Here is a 16208-nt window from a genome sequence, read left to right as displayed (position 1 = left end):
GGGCGCGTCCGGCCGGACGCGCCCCTCGCCATTTCCGGGTCTGGCCAGGCCGTCAGCCCCGGCCGCGATAGGGCGCCACGCCCTGGTCGGGGACCCACAGGCCTTCCGGCGCCGGGCCGGTCTGCCAGAACACGTCGATCGGGATGCCGCCGCGCGGGTACCAGTAGCCGCCGATCCGCAACCAGCGCGGCGCGGCGATCTCGACGATCTTGCGGCCGATCTTGACCGTGCAGTCCTCGTGGAATGAGCCGTGGTTGCGGAAGCTGGTCAGGTACAGCTTCAGCGACTTGCTCTCGATCAGCCAGTCGCCGGGCGCGTAGTCGATCACCAGGTGCGCGAAGTCGGGCTGGCCGGTCACCGGGCACAGCGAGGTGAATTCCGGAGCCACGAAGCGGGCCAGGTAGGTCACGTCGCTCTGCGGGTTGGGCACGCGCTCGAGGACGGCCTGGTCGGGGCTGGCGGCGGGCTCGACCACCTGGCCCAGCTGGGTCACATGAAGTTCGGTCATGGGCGGTGATCTAGGCTCCCCGCCCCGGCGAGACAAGCGGGCGCGGCGTCGCTATCGTCGCCTCAAACAGATGTTGGGCCCAAGAGCCCCGAGGGAACGAACCATGAGCGGACGCGATTTCGACGGCTTCACGGTGGTGGTCACCGGCGCTTCCACGGGCCTGGGCCGGGCCATGGCGGTGGAGACCGCCCGGCGCGGCGCCGGGCTGGTCGTGGTCAACTTCGCCCGCAGCGCCCAGGAGGCCGAGGAGACCGCCCGCCTGGTCGAGGCCGAGGGCGCCAAGGCCGTCCTGGTCCAGGGCGACGTGGCCCAGGACGCCGACTGCCGCCGGATCGCCGAGGCGGCGGCGGCCACGGGGCGGATCGACGCCCTGTTCAACAACGCCGGCGTCACCAAGTTCGCGCCCGACCACGCCGACCTCGACGCGGTCGACGCCGAGGATTTCCTGCGGCTCTACGCGGTCAACGTGGTCGGCGCCTTCCAGATGGTCCGCGCCGCCCGTAGCCTGCTGGAGGCCGCGCCGAGGCCGGGCGCGGTGGTCAACACCGCCTCGATCGCGGGGGTGGTCGGCAACGGCTCGTCGGTGCCCTACGCCGCGTCCAAGGGCGCCCTGACGACCATGACCCTGTCGCTGGCCCGCGCCCTGGCGCCGCGCATCCGGGTCAACGCCGTCTGCCCGGGCTTCATCGACACGCCGTGGTTCGGCAAGGCCATGGACGCCGACCGAGTCGACCGCCTGCGGGCGGGCGCGGCCGCGGCGACACCGCTGAAAGTGGCCTCCACCGCCGAGGACATCGCCGGGGCCGCCGTGTTCCTGGCCTCGCCCGCCTCACGCCACGTCACCGGCGAAACCCTGCTGGTGGACGCCGGCCTGCACCTGGGCGGCGCGAGTCTGGCGATGCGCTAAAGCCGCAGGTAAAGCTGAAACAATCGTTCCGTCGACACTGTGGCGCCCCGCGCCACTTCTGAAGCAAAATCGTCACACTCCGCCCAAACTTTGCGCCAGCGGCGTGCTTTCTGCTGGTGATTTGACCAGCAAGATTGCAACAAAGGCGTCATCGACAACTAGTGCTGTTGTGCTCAACGCGCTTGCAGGCGTCGGTGATCGGCGAGGGCTCCACACCCTTTCGCCGACAAAACAGAACATGAGGGGATAGAACACATGAAGTTTCTGAAACTGGCGCTGGTCGCCGCCGCTGCTTCGGTCGCCATGGGCGGCGCCGCGATGGCGCAGGACGAAAGCGGCCTGAAGCTGTCGTACAATGTCGGCGTGGCCAGCGACTACATCTTCCGCGGCATCAGCAACACCAACACCAAGGGCCAGGTCTTCGGCGGCGTCGACGCCACCTACGGCATCGGCTATGCGGGCGTCTGGACGTCGAACGTCGACTTCGGCACCCCGAACCCCGACCAGGAAATCGACGTCTACGCCGGCGTGAAGCCGACCGTCGGCGCCTTCAACCTCGACCTGGGCGTGATCTACTACGGCTACACCAAGGACAAGAACGGCCTTCCGGGCTCGTTCAGCTATACCGAAGTCAAGGCCGCGGCCTCGACCGCCGTCGGCCCGGCCACCGTCGGCGCAGCTTTCTACTACTCGCCTGAGTTCCCGGGCGACGGCGGCGAAGCGCTGTACTACGAGCTGAACGGCTCGGCCCCGATCGGCGAAAAGCTGACCCTGAGCGGCGCTCTGGGCCGTCAGGAAGTCGACGCCTCCACCTATTACGGCGGCGCGACCGACAGCTACGTGACCTGGAACGCCGGCGTCACCGCCGCGATCACCGACCACGTCAGCGCCGACATCCGCTACTCGGACACCAACAAGAGCGACTACGGCTCGATCTATCACGCGACGGTCACCGCCTCGCTGAAGGTCGCGTTCTAAGCGTCTCGACACGGCCTGATGAAGCCGCCCCGACTTCGGTCGGGGCGGCTTTTTCTTTGCCCGTCGATCAGGCCGAGTTCGCCCGCGGTGGCCGCATGAACAGCGCAGCCACGAACACCACCGCCGTCAGGGCCGCGAACAGCTCGAAGGCCGGGGTGAACGAGCCGACGCGATCGCGGATGGCTCCGCCGATGAACGGTCCCGCCGCCGACACCGCGCCGACCAGGCAGGTCAGGGAAAACAGCTCGACATTGTTGCGGCGGCCGAAATAGTTCAGCAGCAGCAGGCTGACGGCCAGCACGGTCAGGCCAAAGCCGATCCCCACCCCGACGGCGTAGAGCGCCAGCAACAGCGGCGTGGTCGCCCGCGACAGGGCCAGCAGGCCGACCACCAGCAGGCCCTGGGCGAACACCAGCAGCCAGCGCGGGTCGACCCGGTCGCCGATCGCCCCGCCGCCCAGCCGCGCGACCACCTGCATCCCGCCTTCGAGGCTGAGCATGCCGGCCGCCACCGCCCCGGCGACGCCCAACTGGGTCAGGTGGGCCTGGGTCAGGCTGGCGGCGCTGATCCCCGCCAGCAGGTGGCTGAAATAGGCGGCCAGCAGCACGTAGAACTGGGGGGTGCGCACCGCGTCGCGGACGCTCCATTCGTGGTCTGTGTGGTAGACGTGACGGGGCGTCGCGCCCGCCCTGGCCTCGGCGTCCAGTTCGCGGTCCAGGGCGGCGCCGGCCTGCTCCAGCCAGCGCGGCCCGCCCACGGCGACGGCGCAGGCCAGGCCGACCAGACCCACGGCCAAGGCCTGCAGGGCCCAGTAGAGCCGCCAGTCGTCGTGGGTCGCCGACAGGGCGCTCACCACCATCCACGGCCCCGCCACCCCGCCCAGGGCGCCGAAGGTGAAATAGATCCCGAACGGCAGGGCCCGTTCCTTGAAGATCGCCGACAGCACGTGGGTGCCGGGAATCAGGGCGGCCATCTGGAAGCCGATCCCGCACAGGGCCGTGCCCAGGAAATAGATCGGCAGGGCGTGGACCCGCGACAGGCAGAACAGGCCGCCGGCCATCACCGCCACCCCGACCAGGATCGTCCCCCGCACGCCGATGCGCCGGATCAGCAGGGCCGGAAGCCAGGACGACAGGCCGGTGAACACCCCAAGGATCGTGAACCCCAGGAAGGCGTGCTCCCAGCTCCAGCCCAGTTCCGGGACCATGGCCGGGATCACCACGCCCAGCGACGAATAGGTGGCCGCCGTGATCAGGAACAGCAGCAGGCTGAAGACGGCGACCAGCAGCCAGGGCCGAAATCGGGTGGAGGTCATCAGAACGTCCGCTTCAGGGTCACGCGCCATTCCCGTCCCTTGCCGGGCAAGGCCCCCAGATTGGCATAGGTGTCGGCGTCCGGGGTGAAATAGAGCTTGTCGAACAGATTATCGATGTTGAGCTCGGCGGTGTACGGCCCGCGCGTCAGATAGGCCGAGGCGTTAACCACGGCGTAGGCGGGATAGGTCACCGCGTCCTGTACCGTGCCCGAGGTCTTGGTCACGTGGGTGACGCCCAGGGTCGCCCCGGCCGAGCCCCAGTCGTGCCGGTCGCTGGTATAGGCGCCGTAGAGGCTGACCACCGACTTGGGGATCAGGGTGTAGTCGTAGTCGCCGCCCCGCCCCGGCAAGCCGTTGAACGCCCAGACGACATAGCTGCCGCCATAGGCCTGGGCTCCGGGAACGCCGGCGGTGTAGGCCGGGATGTACTGGAACGAGGTGTCCGGCCCCTTCACCGTGGTGTGCTGGGTGTTGCCGGTGGCGGTGAAGCTGAAATGCTCCGAGGCCAGCCAGCGGATCTCCAACTCCACGCCCTTGGCGCGCGTACCCTGGACGACGGGCGTCAGGCCCGACAGCTGGGTGCGGTTCTGGCGGTAGGCGGCCAGCGAGCCGACCAGGGTCCCGCGCAGCAGCTGGAACTTCACCCCGGCCTCGGCCAGGTTGCTGTCCGACAGCCACGAGCCGTCGGCGACCAGTCCAGGAGCGATTTCGCCGGCCTGGCTGACCTCGAGCGCCGAGGCCTTGGCGTAGCTGATGTAGGGCATCAGGCCGACGGGGGTCTGGTAGGTCAGGCTGGCGCTGTAGGTTCCCTTCCCCCGGTCGTCGGTCTGGCGGCCTGGAACGGTGAAGGGCAGGACGCCCGTGTCGTGCGCCGCCACGTCGTACCAGTCATAGCGTCCGCCCAGGGTCAGGGTCAGGCGCGGCGTCAGCTTGACGTCGCTGGTGAAGAACAGGCCCGTCTGGCTCCACGTGCCCCGGTTGTCGTTCTCCCAGTCCAGGCCCTGGACGCCGGCCGGCTCGGCGCTGAAGGGGCTGTCGATGATGTCGTTGGGCTGTGCCCCGACCGAGATGTCGCGCCGGTCGATGGCGATCATGCCGCTGTTGAAGCTTTCGCGGCGACGCCCGGAGAATTCGCGGTAGCTGGCCCCGACGATCGTCTCCGTGCTCACCGGCCCGAGGTCGCGCTTGAAGGCGTAGCTGGCCCGCGCCTCCCAGACCGAGCTCTTGAACCAGGCGGGATAGCCGTAGGAGACGAAACGCTTGTTCTCCTGGTCGTCGTAGAACAGCTGCAGCTTCAGCACGCTGTCGTCGCCGAACCGCTTGGCGAGGTCGACATAGACGGTGTTGGTCCGGGTCTTGGAAAAGTCGGCGGCGCTGACATAGACCGTGCGCGGGTCCAGCTTGGTGGTCCCCACCCCGGTGTCCAGCGTGTGGTTGGCGTCGGTGGCCGGGGCGCCGAAGTACGGGATGTAGAGCGCGCTGCCGAACGGGTAGAAGCCCACCTCGCCGGGTGTGATCCGGCCGTTGCCGTCGGCGTCGACCAGGCTGGTGTCGCGGCCGGTGACGTAGGTCCCGTGGTCGATCAGGGCCTGGGTCAGGCGGTTCCAGCCCGGCGTCTGGATGTCGCCGGTGGAGTGATAGACCATGCCGCCGAAGGCCGTGCTCCAGCCGTTGTTCAGGTCGAAGTCCGCCGACGCCTCGGCCAGTTGCCGCTTGGGATGCAGGCCGCGGTAGAAGCTCTTGGAATCGTCGATCTCGCCATAGGCGTAGACCCCGCCGTCGGCCGCGCCCAGCTTGACCGGCACGGCGACCTGGGCGGTCAGGTTCTTCTTGTCGTAGGCGCCGAAGGTGGCGGTGATCTCGCCCTTGGGATCGGTCAGGAACCGTCCCTCGTCGCGCGCCGACTTGGGGATGAAGTTCAGCAGGCCGCCGACCTTGCCCGCGCCGTAGATCGGGGTCGGCGGGCCGCGCACGATCTCGATCCGGGCCGCCCCGCCGATCGGCGTGGCGTAGGTGCCGCGGTTCTCGACCCGCTTGAAGCCGCGGAAATAGTTCTCGGCCAGGGTGCCGCGGATGTTGAGCGCGCCCGGCACGCCGTAGAAGCTGGCGGTGTAGGTTCCCGGCGAAACGGCGGTCAGGCCGTCGATGGTCTCGATGCCGTAGCGGGCCAGGGTGGTGTCGCTGACGAAGCTGGCCGAGCGCGGGGTCTCCAGCAGCGGCTTCTCCAGGCCGAACACCGTGGTGCTGGGCTGCTTCTCCAGCAGGCCGGCCTTGTCGCGCGCCTGGACGATCACCGCGTCGACGGCGTCGGCCTGGGGGGCGTCCTCGGCCTGGGCGTGGCTTGAGACGAGGGCCCCCACGGCCATGGCGGAGGCGAGCAGGCAGGCGCGGATCGACATCGACGAAGCTCCAGGTCCGCCGGGCGGAGGCGGTGGAGTTAGCCAATGAGACCTTACGCAACGTTCGTCAAAACGTTATGTAACATTTCAGAGAGAATTATATTGAAGGCGCGATTAGGAAAACCATGGCGGCGGATACCGACGGGGACAGGCGCATGCGCCTGTCCCCAGCCGTAGCCTACCCCTCGAACAGCGGCCGGGTCGCCTCGGGCATGATGTTGAGCACGCGCATCATGGCCAGCCGGGCGCCCTCGACGTCGCCGCGGGCGATCACCTCGGCCACGGCGCGGTGCTGCTCGACGTCGGCGATCAGCTCGGCCTCGGTGGCCGCGCCGAACGAGAACACCCAGTAGCGGGCGGCCTTGTGTTGGAGCGGGATGAGGATGCGGGCCAAGGCCATGTTGCCGCCGGCCCGAGCCACTGCGGCGTGGAAGCGCTGGTCCATGGCCACCAGGGCCGGCAGGTCGCGGTCGCGCGCGGCCTGCTCGCCGCCATCAAAGGCCGCGCGGATGCCGTCGGCCTCGGCCTTGCTGGCGTGCTTGGCGGCCAGGCCCGCGCAGTGCGGCTCGATCAGCGCCCGGGCTTCATAGCCCTGGCGCAGCTCGACCAGGTCCAGCGGCGCGACCGTGGTGCCCGAACGGGCCCTGCGGATCACCAGCCCCTCCAGGGCCAGGCGCCCGAGCGCGTCGCGCACCCCGGCCAGGCCGGCGTCGTAGCGGGCCGCCAGCGACTGCTCATCCAGCCGCGCGCCCGGCGCCAGGCGGCCCAGGATCAGGTCCAGCAGGATGCGCTCGTAGACCTTGGCCTTCTGCAGGTCGGGCGACCAGTCCTCCAGCCCCGAGGACGAACAGACGTCCAGCACCAGCATCCGCTCGCGGCCGCCAGCGGCTTGGCCGCCGGCCAGGGCGTCGTCAGGGGCCATCAACTGTCGCAAGGCGCAAGCTCCGGGAGGTCAGCCCTGATATGTACGGTGAAATTTCAGAAGGCGCCAGCAGATCGAGTGGGGACAGGCGCATGCGCCTGTCCCCGGCCGGGCCCGAACACGACCTAGAACGCCGGCACCACCGCGCCGTGGTACTTCTGCTCCATGAACGCCTTCACCTCGGGCGAGGTCAGGGCCTTGGCCAGCTTCTGGACGCGGGGGTCGTCCTTGTTGTCCGGCCGGCCGACCAGGTAGTTCACATAGGGGCTGTTCTTGTCCTCGATCAGCAGGGCGTCCTTGGACGGGTCCAGCTTGGCGTCGAGGGCGTAGTTGGTGTTGATCACCGCCAGGTCGACCTGGTCGAGCACGCGCGGCAGGGTCGCGCCTTCCAGTTCCTTGAACTTGAGGTTCTTCGGGTTGGCGGTGATGTCCTTGAGGGTCGACAGCGCCTTGTTGGGGTCGGCCAGGCTGATCACCCCGTTGCGGGCCAGCAGCAGCAGGGCCCGGCCCTCGTTGCTGCCCTCGTTGGGAATGGCCACCACCGCGCCGTCGGGCAGTTCGCCGATCGCCTTGACCTTGCGCGAATAGGCGCCCAGCGGCTCGATGTGCACGCCGATCACCGGGATCAGGGTGGTGCCCTTGTCGGCGTTGAAGGTCTCCAGATACGGCAGGGTCTGGAAATAGTTCACGTCCAGGCGCTTCTCGGCCACCTGGATGTTGGGCTGGACGTAGTCGTTGAAGACCTTGATGTCGATCTTCAGCCCCTGCGCCGCCAGCTTGGGCTTGATGAACTCCAGCACCTCGGCGTGGGGCACGGCCGTGGCGGCCACGGTCAGGGTGTCGCCGGCGCTCGGCGCGGGCGTCTTGGAGCAGGCGGCCAGGGCGAGAACGGCGAGGCTGATGAGGGTGGCGCGGCGGGCGACCATGAACGGCTCCGTTAAGGCGATTAATCGGGTAGGGTATTGCCCCATCCAGGGCGGAAGCGGGAATCAGATTTCCTGAGCGGAACCACAATCCCTCGACTGTCACGCTCCGAGCGGGACGTTGACGATCACCGTCGCGCAACTCAACCTAACGCGCCGCGCATCGATACGGATAGGAAAAGCCATTGCACTGGAGCCAGCGCTCAGGACGCCCGGAATACTGGATGACCGTGATCGCCCTGATTGTGATCAGCTACGCCACCGTCATCCTGGCGCATCGCCCGGGACCGGGACTGTTCACCCTGGTGTTCTGGCAATATGCCTATGCTCGCCGCTTGCACGACATCGATCGAACCGCTTGGTGGGGCGTCGCGGTTATTGTCCTAAGTTTCGTGCCTATCGTCTTGGGCTTCACGTTCGCCGGCGACGAACTCGGGGCCTTGCTCCTCGATCGAACCGACCAGGCCAGCAACACGGGTTGGTTTTGGTATTTCGCGGCCCAATACGGCAGCATCTTGATCCAGCACGGCTTCACGATCTGGCTCGGGCTGCAGAGAGGCGATCCGGTTGATAACCGGTTTGGCGATTGGCCGAGACCGCCGCGCTGGCTGAGCCAATCGAAACGGGGATAAACGGCCTGGCCGCCTTGACCTTGCCGCCAAACAGGTCGCCTGGATAAGGATGGCCCGAGAAACCGTCTACATCGTCCAAGCCTACAAGGCCGGCCGCGGCAAGGGGCTGAAGGCCGAGCAGCAGGTCGGCTGCAAGGACGCCGAGGAAGCCCGCCGCAAGGCCGAGCGCCTGGCGCCCCTGCGCGAAGGCGTCGTCGCCTTCGCCGCCTCGGCCGACGTCGAGATGGGCGACTACGACGAAAACCCAGTGATCCTGTTCAAGGCCGGCCGGCTGCCGTTCCCGTTCGACCAGGCTTAACTCAATTCCGCTCATCCCGGCGAATGCCGGGATCCAGATGGAATAGCTTTGAGGCTGACGCCAAAAGCGCCGAGCCTCTCCAATCATCCACACGGCCATGGGATCTGGGTCCCGGCATTCGCCGGGATGAGCGGCTTTAGTTATTCCGGATCGTTCGCGGGCTCTTCCGGCCCATGGATGGTCCAGCTCGACAGGAAGTCGGGGTTCTCCACCGTCTCGCCGTCGGTCAGCGGATAGAGCCCGGGCTCGGCGGCCCGGATGTTCGAGGTCTGGGGCGGCAGGGTGGTGGTGTCGCCGTCCTGCGGGCCCAGCAGGTCGAGCAGGATCCCCTCCTCGGCGTCGGCTGTGATCACCACGCCGTAGAAGGCCTCGCGCCCCTCCAGGTCGCCGTCGGCGTCCAGGAAGGCCAGGTTCACCAGCATGGTCTTGCCGACCAGGCCCTGGGCGAAGCTTTCGTCCCAGTGCTCGGGCGGCGGGGCGGAGAGGATGGGGATGTCGTTGTCGGTCATGGAGGCGTTCTAGCGATCGCGTCGCGGAATGGGAACGCCGTGCGTCCTTCGAGGCTCGGCTGCGCCTCGCACCTCAGGATGAGGATTTCAGCAAGAGTTCCTCATCCTGAGGCGCCCGCGCAGCGGGCCTCGAAGGACGCAGGGCGCTACCGGTGCGAGACACGGCGCACCACCGCGTCGCCGACCATCTGCAGAGCCTGGACCAGCACCAGCAGCAGCACCACGGTCACCACCATCACGTCGGTCTGGAAGCGCTGGTAGCCGAAGCGGATCGCCAGGTCCCCCAGGCCGCCCGCGCCGACCACGCCGGCCATGGCGGTGTAGGACACCAGGGCGATGGCCGTGACCGTCGCCGCGGCGATCAGGCCCGGCATGGCCTCCGGCAGCAAGGCGCCCAGCACCACCTGCCGACGCTTGGCCCCCATGGCGAAGCTGGCCTCGATCACGCCCTTGTCCACCTCGCGCAGGGCGGTCTCCACCAGGCGGGCGAAGAACGGCGCGGCGCCGACCACCAACGGCGGGATCGCCCCCGCCACGCCCAGCGAGGTGCCGACCAGGGCGACGGTCAGCGGGATCATCACGATCAGCAGGATCACGAACGGCACCGAGCGCAGGATGTTGATCACCAGCGACAGCACGCCGTTGGCCAACCGGTTGCGCAGCATCTGGCCCGGTCCCGTCAGGAACAGGATCACGCCCAGCGGCAGGCCCAGGATCACGGTCAGCACCATCGAGCCGCCCAGCATGGACAGGGTATCCAGTGTCGCCTGGCCAATCTCCGACCAGTCGATGTTTTCCATGAAGCCGCTCATCGGCCCGCCTCCGCGACCAGGTCGACCCGAACGCCGTCGGCCTTGAACCGGGCGATGGCGGCCTCGACGTCGCCGCCGGTCAGGGACAGGGTCAGCTGGCCGTAGGGGGTCTCGCGCAGGCGATGGATGCGGCCGCCCAGGATCGAGTAGTCGACGCCGGTCTCGCGGGCCACCGCGCCCAGGATCGGCCGGTAAGTCGCCTCGCCGCGGAAGGTCAGGCGCACCACGCGGCCGTCGACCGCGGCGCCGGCCTCGCCGGGAACGCCATCCGCCTCCATCACGAACCGCCGGGCCGTGGCGCTGGCCGGATGCAGGAACACCGTCTCGACCGGACCGCTTTCGACCACCTTGCCGTCCTCCAGCACCGCCACCCGGTCGCAGACCCGGCGGACCACGTCCATCTCGTGGGTGATCAGCACGATGGTCAGGCCCAGCTCGCGGTTGAGGCCCGAGACCAGCTCCAGGATCTGTTCGGTGGTCTCCGGGTCCAGGGCGCTGGTGGCCTCGTCGCACAGCAGCACCTTGGGACCAGTGGCCAGGGCGCGGGCGATGCCGACCCGCTGCTTCTGGCCGCCCGACAGCTGGGCCGGATACTTGCCGGCGAAGTCGCTCAGCCCCACCCGCGCCAGCAGCTCGGCGGTCCGCGCCTTGACCTCGGCGTCCGGACGGCCGGCCAGCTTCAGCGGGAAGGCGACATTGCCGGCCACGGTCTTGGACGACAGCAGGTTGAAATGCTGGAAGATCATGCCGACCCGGCGGCGCAGGGACCGCAGCCCCTCGACGCCGAGGGCCGCCACGTCGTCGCCGTCGACGATCACCCTGCCGCCCGACGGCGTCTCCAGGCCGTTGATCAGCCGGATCAGAGTGGACTTGCCCGCCCCCGAGGCGCCGATCACCCCGAACACCTCGCCGGGCGCGACCGACAGGCTGACCCCGGCCAGGGCGGCGCGACCGCCCGCCTGCTGTCCAGGCCCGGCATAGGTCTTGGAGACGTCTTCGAAGGTGATCACGGCGCGGCCTTGAGCGGAGGGTCGGTCGGCGCGAACGCCGCGAGCCGCACGATTTAGGCGCTGCCGGGCCAAAGGTGAAGCCGAACCGCCGGTTTTCAGCCGGCGCGGCGCTCGCGTTCGTCCAGCGCCTGGCCAATTCCGTTGATCAGGTCGGCCGCGGTGACCGGCTTGGCCAGGTGCAGGTCGGCGCCGGCCAGCAGGGCGTCCTGGCGATGGTGGGCCATGGCGTTGGCGCTGAGCATGATGATCGGGATCGGCGCCCCGGCGGGATCATGCTGTTCCAGCCGCCGGATGGCCCGGGTCGCGGCCAGGCCGTCCATGACCGGCATCTGCATGTCCATCAGGACCAGGTCATAGCCGCCCGTCCTGAACGCCTCGACCGCCAGGGCCCCGTTCTCGACCACGGTGACCTCGACGCCATGGGGCTCAAGGATCAGCTGCACCACCTTCTGATTGACCGGATGGTCCTCGGCCAGCAGCACGCGCAGCCCCTCGGGCCGGTCGGCCGGCGCCGCCCCGCTCCTGGCCTCCCCGGCGACCATGGCGTCGAGGCCGTCGGTCCGCTCCAGCGGCAGGACGACCCGGAACAGGCTGCCGCTGCCCGGCCGCGAGCGGGCCGAGATCTCGCCGCCCATCATCTCGACCAGGGTCTTGCTGATCGACAGGCCCAGGCCCGTGCCGCCGAAGCGGCGGGTGATCGTCGAGTCGGCCTGGCTGAAGCGCTGGAAGATCATCTCGCCCTGCGCCGCGTCGAAGCCGACGCCGGTGTCCGCGACCTCGAGAACCAGCCGCGCGCCCGACGCGCCTTCCGTGGCCTCGATATCGATCCGGGCGACGATCTCGCCCTGGTCGGTGAACTTCAGGGCGTTGGACAGCAGGTTGCCCAGCACCTGGCCGATGCGAACGCTGTCGCCCAGGAAGGTTCCACGAGCGTCATCGCCGCGCTCGACCCGGAAGGCCAGCCCCTTATCCTCGGCGCGCAGCCGGGTGACGTCCAGCGGGCCGTCGATGGCGGCGTCGAGGTCGAAGATACCGGTCTCGATGGTCATCTGGCCCGCCTCGATCTTGGAGACGTCGAGGATGTCGGACACCAGACGCTCCAGCGTGGCGCCCGAGCAGCGGATCAGGTCGACCATCTCGCGCTGAACCGGCGTCAGCGGCGTGTCGCTCAGCGTCGCGGCGATGCCGATGACGCCGTTCAGCGGCGTGCGGATCTCGTGGCTCATATTGGCCAGGAAGTCGCTCTTGGCCTGGTTGGCGGCTTCGGCGGCGCGGCGGGCGGCGGCCATCTCGGCCTCGTCGCGCAGCCGCTCGGTGACGTCGCGGGCGACGCCGAAGATCAGGTCGCCCGACCGCCGCGCGCGCCATTCCAACTGGCGGTACTCTCCGTCGCGGCGGCGGTAGCGATTCACGAATCCGGCCACCTCGCCGGAGTCGTTGGCCAGGGCCATGTGCGCCCGGGTGGCCGCGACGTCGTCAGGATGCAACAGGGGCAGCAGCGGCGCGCCCACCAGCTCGTCGACCGAATAGCCCAGCACCGTCTCCCAGGCCTTGTTCAGCTTGACGAACCGCCCCTCCAGGTCGCGGATGCAGAGCATGTCCAGCGACACCTCGAAGAAGGTCGACAGGTTGCTGGAGGTCTCCAGGGCGCTCTGGGCGGCGCGCAGGGCCCGCGCCTCGCTGGCGATCAGGGTCTCCTCGGCCCGCTGCCGGTCGATGGCGATCGCCGCCAGTTCCGCCGCCGCCTCGATGAAGGCCACGTCCTCCTCGCTCGGCGTGCTGGGCTGGCGGTGATAGATGGCGAAGGTGCCGACCACCGCGCCGGTGACGCTGCGGATCGGTTCGGACCAGCAGGCGGCGACGCCGGCCTCGGCGGCCAGGGCCTTGTAGTCCAGCCACAGGGGATCGGTCTGGATGTCCTCGACGATCACCCGGGCGCCGATATAGGCCGCCGTGCCGCACGAGCCGGCGGACGGGCCGATGCGGACGCCGTGGATGGCCTGGTTGTAGAATTCGGGGAGCCCCGGGGCGGCGCCGATCAGCAGGTGCTCGCCCTCGGCGTCCAGCAGCAGGATGCTGCAGACGGTGCTGGGATCCTCGGCCTCGACCGCCTGGACGATGGCCAGCAGCGCCGTGCACAAGGGATTACCGCCCGCGATCAGGGTCATGGTCCGGCGGAACGCACGGTGGGCGGAGGTCAGGCTCATGGTCCGGGGCGGCTCCAGGAACGACATGGAACCGGACTAGCATCCGGCCGCGACCTTGGCGTTAACCGCCGGCCGCCACCGCCGCGACATTGTGTAGCAGCGCGACAATCTAGGGACGCACCACCACCGCCCCGCCCTTCATCACGAACACCGGCTCCTCCAGCGTGGTGATGTCCTCCAGCGGGTCGCCGAACACCCCGATCAGGTCGCCGTAGCGGCCCACGGCCGCCTGGCCGACGTCCTTGTCGCGGCCCAGGGCCTGGGCGGCGGTGATCGTCGCGGCCTGGATCGCCTGCAGCGGGGTCGCGCCGTAGCGGACCATGACCGCGAACTGCTTGCCGTTGGTCCCGTGCGGATAGACCCCGGCGTCGGTGCCGTAGATCATCTTCACCCCGGCCTTCAGCGCCTTGCGGAAGTTCTCGCGCTGCACCTCGCCGATGTCGCGGTCCTTGCGCAGATTGTCCTCCAGCACGCCGTTCCGGGCGCCCTCGGCCTGGGTGTAGTCGGTGTTGTAGATGTCCATCGAGAAGTAGGCGCCCTTCTGGACGGCCAGCTTGATGCCCTCGTCGTCGACCAGGCTGGCGTGCTCGATGGTGTCGACCCCGGCCCGGATGGCGTCCTTGATCCCGGCCGCGCCGTGGGCGTGGGCGGCGACCTTCAGGCCGGCCATGTGGGCCTCGTCGACGATGGCGGTCATCTCGGCCAGGGTCAGTTGCTGCTGCCCCGGCTCGTCGCCGTGCGAGAACACCCCGCCGGTGGCGCAGATCTTGATCACCTGGGCGCCGTACTTCTTCAGGGTGCGCACCACCTTGCGGCCCTCGTCGGGGCTGTCGACGTTGTAGGGGCTCTTCTGGTTCATCGACGGCGGGAAGAAGGTCTGGTCGCAGTGGCCGCCCGTCGCGCCGATGGCGTAGGTGGCGGTGACGATGCGCGGGCCGGGCACGTAGCCGCCGTCGATCGCCTCGCGCAGGCCCACGTCGTCGAAGTTCTCCGACCCGACGTTGCGCACGGTCGTGAAGCCGGCCTCCAGCGTGCGCTTGGCGTTGGCGGTCTGGACCACGCTCCAGAAGGCGTCGCTGTACTGCAGGCCGGTATAGCCGCCGATCTCGGCGACGCTGTCCAGGTGGACGTGCATGTCGATCAGGCCCGGCAGCAGGGTCGCGTCCGGCAGGTCGACCACCGTGGCCCCGGCCGGGACCGCATCGCCGACCTTGCCGACCGCCGAAATCCGTCCGTCGGTGATCACCACCTGCGGCCTGTCGAGGTACTTGCCCGTGGCCACGTCGAGCAGCCGGGCGGCGCGCACCACCTCGACCTCGGCGGCGCGCGCGTCGACGGGGACCAGGGGCGCGGCGCAGGCGGCCGCCACGAAAGCCAAAGCGGCCAGTCCACGCTGCATGATCACTATCCCCGCCCTCGAACGATCGAGGACGGCGACGCTATCATGCGTCGGCCGCGCGTCGAGCCGTAACGGTCCAGTTTCCGTCGGGCGCCGCGAAGGCGGGCGCCCTGGCCTGGCCGCTAGGCGCTGTGGACGGTTGACGATCTTGGGCCGAATTCCTCGTCCTTCGACAGGCTCAGGATGAGGAATTCTACTGAACCGCCCTATAAAGTAGCCCTCATCCTGAGCTTGTCGAAGGACGAGGGCGGGCCCGCGAGCGCCAGACGCCTAACTGTCCACAGCGCCTAGCGGTCTTCCTCACCGCCCTGCACCCCGGCGGATCGGGTGACCCGCTCGGCCATGGCGGTCGCGCCGGCGTCGTCGGCGGCAATGTCGCCCTGGTCGTCCAGCTTAGGCTCGGGGTTGGCCTTCAGCGCCTGGGTCAGCTTGTCGGTCATGGGATCCTCCTGCGTGGGGAAATCCCGACGTCCGACGGCGTTCCGAGCCGTTCGAAATCCTCGACGACCAGGACCTGGCCGACTATAGCTCGGCTCGGTTTAGGCGGGCGTGGCGGAACTGGTAGACGCAACGGACTTAAGCCAAGGATTGAGTGCGCCCGGGGAAATCCGGGACGTAGAACTGCTCAAATTCGGGGAACCCTGTCAGATGGCGATCCCGAGCCAAGCCCTCTTTCGAGGGAAGGTGTAGAGACTAGACGGGCAGCACCTAACCTCCGGTTTTCGGAGCATGGTGAAGGGATAGTCCAGACCACGAACGGCCCGACATGGGGCGGCGGCGAAAGCCGAAGTGGTACGAAAATCCGTCAGCCGCAAGGCTATGCCGGTTCGATTCCGGCCGCCCGCACCACGTCACGGACAGCCATGGCTCCGGGCGCCGGCGACGCCCTTCATCGGCACGGCGAGACCCGAGCCTTGGCGCCGTTTCGCCCATCACGCCTGGCGATGGCGGCCTCTCGCCTTCTCATCCGTTCCCCGGCGCGATGCGGCCCCGAGCACACGCATGACGACAGCTTGCTACCGATGGAATCTTTTGGTAGCATTTTTGAAGTGCACAACTCTTGCGTTCACCTAAACACCCAAGGGAGCAGAGCCATGTCCACCCTACCCCGCCACGACGCCGAGCATCTGGCCACCGCGGCCAAGACGCTCGCTGAACACCGCACAGGCCTGGTGCTGACCGGCCGCATCAAGGACGGGAAGCTCGTCCTCGACGATGCGACCCAGCGCGAAATCGCCAGCAAGTACGCCAAGGCCGACGTGGCCTTCGTGGCCATGAACGCGCCGTTCGATCCCCAGTCCCACGTGCTGCAGTAGTCCGGCCGCGCGAGGTCGGCCATGCACGGGCGCGCCACGAACGCCGCGAGGATCGCTGACAGGGCCAGCGCGG

16 protein-coding genes and 1 pseudogene are annotated in these 16208 nt (G+C 68.7%); 6 read left to right on the top strand and 11 right to left on the bottom strand.

Annotation, left to right across the window (positions count from 1 at the left end; all coding sequences use genetic code 11):
• Positions 1–52: 52 nt before the first annotated feature.
• Complete coding sequence (queF, locus tag ACSQ2G_RS20280) at positions 53–508, bottom strand: preQ(1) synthase (RefSeq protein ID WP_019848146.1); 456 nt, start codon at positions 506–508, stop codon at positions 53–55.
• Positions 509–611: 103 nt separating this feature from the next.
• Between queF and ACSQ2G_RS20275 the strand changes: the two genes are divergently transcribed.
• Both ACSQ2G_RS20275 and ACSQ2G_RS20270 read left to right on the top strand, forming a co-directional pair.
• Positions 612–1415 carry an SDR family NAD(P)-dependent oxidoreductase gene (locus tag ACSQ2G_RS20275; protein WP_436033964.1) on the top strand — a complete coding sequence of 268 codons (804 nt, stop codon included), beginning with the start codon at positions 612–614 and terminating at the stop codon, positions 1413–1415.
• A gap of 255 nt (positions 1416–1670) precedes the next feature.
• Positions 1671–2393 (top strand): TorF family putative porin, encoded by a 723-nt coding sequence (locus tag ACSQ2G_RS20270; RefSeq protein WP_436033961.1) that lies wholly within the window; start codon positions 1671–1673, stop codon positions 2391–2393.
• 67 nt (positions 2394–2460) lie between these two features.
• Here ACSQ2G_RS20270 and ACSQ2G_RS20265 read toward each other — a convergent pair whose 3' ends face one another.
• The 4 genes from ACSQ2G_RS20265 to ACSQ2G_RS20250 form a co-directional block, all read right to left on the bottom strand.
• A complete protein-coding gene (locus tag ACSQ2G_RS20265; RefSeq protein ID WP_436033959.1) occupies positions 2461–3708 on the bottom strand; it encodes an MFS transporter in 1248 nt (415 codons plus the stop codon).
• A complete protein-coding gene (locus ACSQ2G_RS20260) occupies positions 3708–6107 on the bottom strand; it encodes a TonB-dependent siderophore receptor (protein ID WP_436033957.1) in 2400 nt (799 codons plus the stop codon). The genes ACSQ2G_RS20265 and ACSQ2G_RS20260 overlap by 1 nt, the downstream gene beginning before the upstream one ends.
• 178 nt (positions 6108–6285) lie before the next feature.
• Complete coding sequence (locus tag ACSQ2G_RS20255; RefSeq protein WP_436034054.1) at positions 6286–7029, bottom strand: GntR family transcriptional regulator; 744 nt, start codon at positions 7027–7029, stop codon at positions 6286–6288.
• Between the two features lie 125 nt (positions 7030–7154).
• Positions 7155–8000: a MetQ/NlpA family ABC transporter substrate-binding protein gene (locus ACSQ2G_RS20250; RefSeq protein WP_436033955.1), complete on the bottom strand. Its 846-nt coding sequence runs from the start codon at positions 7998–8000 to the stop codon at positions 7155–7157.
• A gap of 137 nt (positions 8001–8137) precedes the next feature.
• Here ACSQ2G_RS20250 and ACSQ2G_RS20245 point away from each other — a divergent pair, with 137 nt between their 5' ends.
• Positions 8138–8584, top strand: coding sequence for a DUF805 domain-containing protein (locus tag ACSQ2G_RS20245; protein WP_310082275.1), 447 nt, complete (start codon positions 8138–8140; stop codon positions 8582–8584).
• 49 nt (positions 8585–8633) lie between these two features.
• Entirely contained in the window at positions 8634–8882 is a 249-nt protein-coding gene (locus ACSQ2G_RS20240; protein WP_085953711.1) for a hypothetical protein, read from the top strand.
• A gap of 140 nt (positions 8883–9022) precedes the next feature.
• Here ACSQ2G_RS20240 and ACSQ2G_RS20235 read toward each other — a convergent pair whose 3' ends face one another.
• Entirely contained in the window at positions 9023–9391 is a 369-nt protein-coding gene (locus tag ACSQ2G_RS20235) for a hypothetical protein (RefSeq protein WP_436033952.1), read from the bottom strand.
• Between the two features lie 59 nt (positions 9392–9450).
• Between ACSQ2G_RS20235 and ACSQ2G_RS20230 the strand changes: the two are divergent.
• Positions 9451–9538, top strand: a pseudogene (locus tag ACSQ2G_RS20230) (hypothetical protein); the annotation flags it as partial.
• Here ACSQ2G_RS20230 and ACSQ2G_RS20225 read toward each other — a convergent pair.
• From ACSQ2G_RS20225 to ACSQ2G_RS20205, 5 genes are all read right to left on the bottom strand, one after another.
• Positions 9538–10203, bottom strand: a complete 666-nt coding sequence (locus tag ACSQ2G_RS20225; RefSeq protein ID WP_436033951.1) for a methionine ABC transporter permease — start codon at positions 10201–10203, stop codon at positions 9538–9540. The pseudogene ACSQ2G_RS20230 and the gene ACSQ2G_RS20225 overlap by 1 nt on opposite strands.
• Positions 10200–11213 carry a methionine ABC transporter ATP-binding protein gene (locus ACSQ2G_RS20220; protein ID WP_436033949.1) on the bottom strand — a complete coding sequence of 338 codons (1014 nt, stop codon included), beginning with the start codon at positions 11211–11213 and terminating at the stop codon, positions 10200–10202. The genes ACSQ2G_RS20225 and ACSQ2G_RS20220 overlap by 4 nt, the downstream gene beginning before the upstream one ends.
• 95 nt (positions 11214–11308) lie before the next feature.
• Complete coding sequence (locus ACSQ2G_RS20215) at positions 11309–13420, bottom strand: ATP-binding protein (protein WP_436033947.1); 2112 nt, start codon at positions 13418–13420, stop codon at positions 11309–11311.
• Positions 13421–13529: 109 nt separating this feature from the next.
• A complete protein-coding gene (locus ACSQ2G_RS20210; protein WP_436033945.1) occupies positions 13530–14819 on the bottom strand; it encodes a Xaa-Pro dipeptidase in 1290 nt (429 codons plus the stop codon).
• Between the two features lie 287 nt (positions 14820–15106).
• Positions 15107–15259, bottom strand: coding sequence for a hypothetical protein (locus ACSQ2G_RS20205; RefSeq protein WP_436033943.1), 153 nt, complete (start codon positions 15257–15259; stop codon positions 15107–15109).
• A 654-nt stretch (positions 15260–15913) separates the two neighbouring features.
• Here ACSQ2G_RS20205 and ACSQ2G_RS20200 point away from each other — a divergent pair.
• Complete coding sequence (locus ACSQ2G_RS20200; RefSeq protein ID WP_310082283.1) at positions 15914–16135, top strand: hypothetical protein; 222 nt, start codon at positions 15914–15916, stop codon at positions 16133–16135.
• Positions 16136–16208: the final 73 nt, after the last annotated feature.

Origin of the sequence: Caulobacter sp. LjRoot300 (genome assembly GCF_964253875.1) — a bacterium.
Taxonomy (GTDB): Bacteria; Pseudomonadota; Alphaproteobacteria; order Caulobacterales; family Caulobacteraceae; genus Caulobacter.
Note: the sequence above shows the minus strand (reverse complement) of the source record. Positions and strands in the feature narration are given on the sequence as shown.

What these genes read in the sequence shown, in the direction of transcription:
- queF (WP_019848146.1), bottom strand. Translation starts at nt 508, where the DNA reads ATGACCGAACTTCATGTGACCCAGCTGGGCCAGGTGGTCGAGCCCGCC.
- ACSQ2G_RS20275 (WP_436033964.1), top strand. Translation starts at nt 612, where the DNA reads ATGAGCGGACGCGATTTCGACGGCTTCACGGTGGTGGTCACCGGCGCT.
- ACSQ2G_RS20270 (WP_436033961.1), top strand. Translation starts at nt 1,671, where the DNA reads ATGAAGTTTCTGAAACTGGCGCTGGTCGCCGCCGCTGCTTCGGTCGCC.
- ACSQ2G_RS20265 (WP_436033959.1), bottom strand. Translation starts at nt 3,708, where the DNA reads ATGACCTCCACCCGATTTCGGCCCTGGCTGCTGGTCGCCGTCTTCAGC.
- ACSQ2G_RS20260 (WP_436033957.1), bottom strand. Translation starts at nt 6,107, where the DNA reads ATGTCGATCCGCGCCTGCCTGCTCGCCTCCGCCATGGCCGTGGGGGCC.
- ACSQ2G_RS20255 (WP_436034054.1), bottom strand. Translation starts at nt 7,029, where the DNA reads ATGGCCCCTGACGACGCCCTGGCCGGCGGCCAAGCCGCTGGCGGCCGC.
- ACSQ2G_RS20250 (WP_436033955.1), bottom strand. Translation starts at nt 8,000, where the DNA reads ATGGGGCAATACCCTACCCGATTAATCGCCTTAACGGAGCCGTTCATG.
- ACSQ2G_RS20240 (WP_085953711.1), top strand. Translation starts at nt 8,634, where the DNA reads ATGGCCCGAGAAACCGTCTACATCGTCCAAGCCTACAAGGCCGGCCGC.
- ACSQ2G_RS20235 (WP_436033952.1), bottom strand. Translation starts at nt 9,391, where the DNA reads ATGACCGACAACGACATCCCCATCCTCTCCGCCCCGCCGCCCGAGCAC.
- ACSQ2G_RS20225 (WP_436033951.1), bottom strand. Translation starts at nt 10,203, where the DNA reads ATGAGCGGCTTCATGGAAAACATCGACTGGTCGGAGATTGGCCAGGCG.
- ACSQ2G_RS20215 (WP_436033947.1), bottom strand. Translation starts at nt 13,420, where the DNA reads ATGAGCCTGACCTCCGCCCACCGTGCGTTCCGCCGGACCATGACCCTG.
- ACSQ2G_RS20210 (WP_436033945.1), bottom strand. Translation starts at nt 14,819, where the DNA reads ATGCAGCGTGGACTGGCCGCTTTGGCTTTCGTGGCGGCCGCCTGCGCC.
- ACSQ2G_RS20205 (WP_436033943.1), bottom strand. Translation starts at nt 15,259, where the DNA reads ATGACCGACAAGCTGACCCAGGCGCTGAAGGCCAACCCCGAGCCTAAG.
- ACSQ2G_RS20200 (WP_310082283.1), top strand. Translation starts at nt 15,914, where the DNA reads ATGTCCACCCTACCCCGCCACGACGCCGAGCATCTGGCCACCGCGGCC.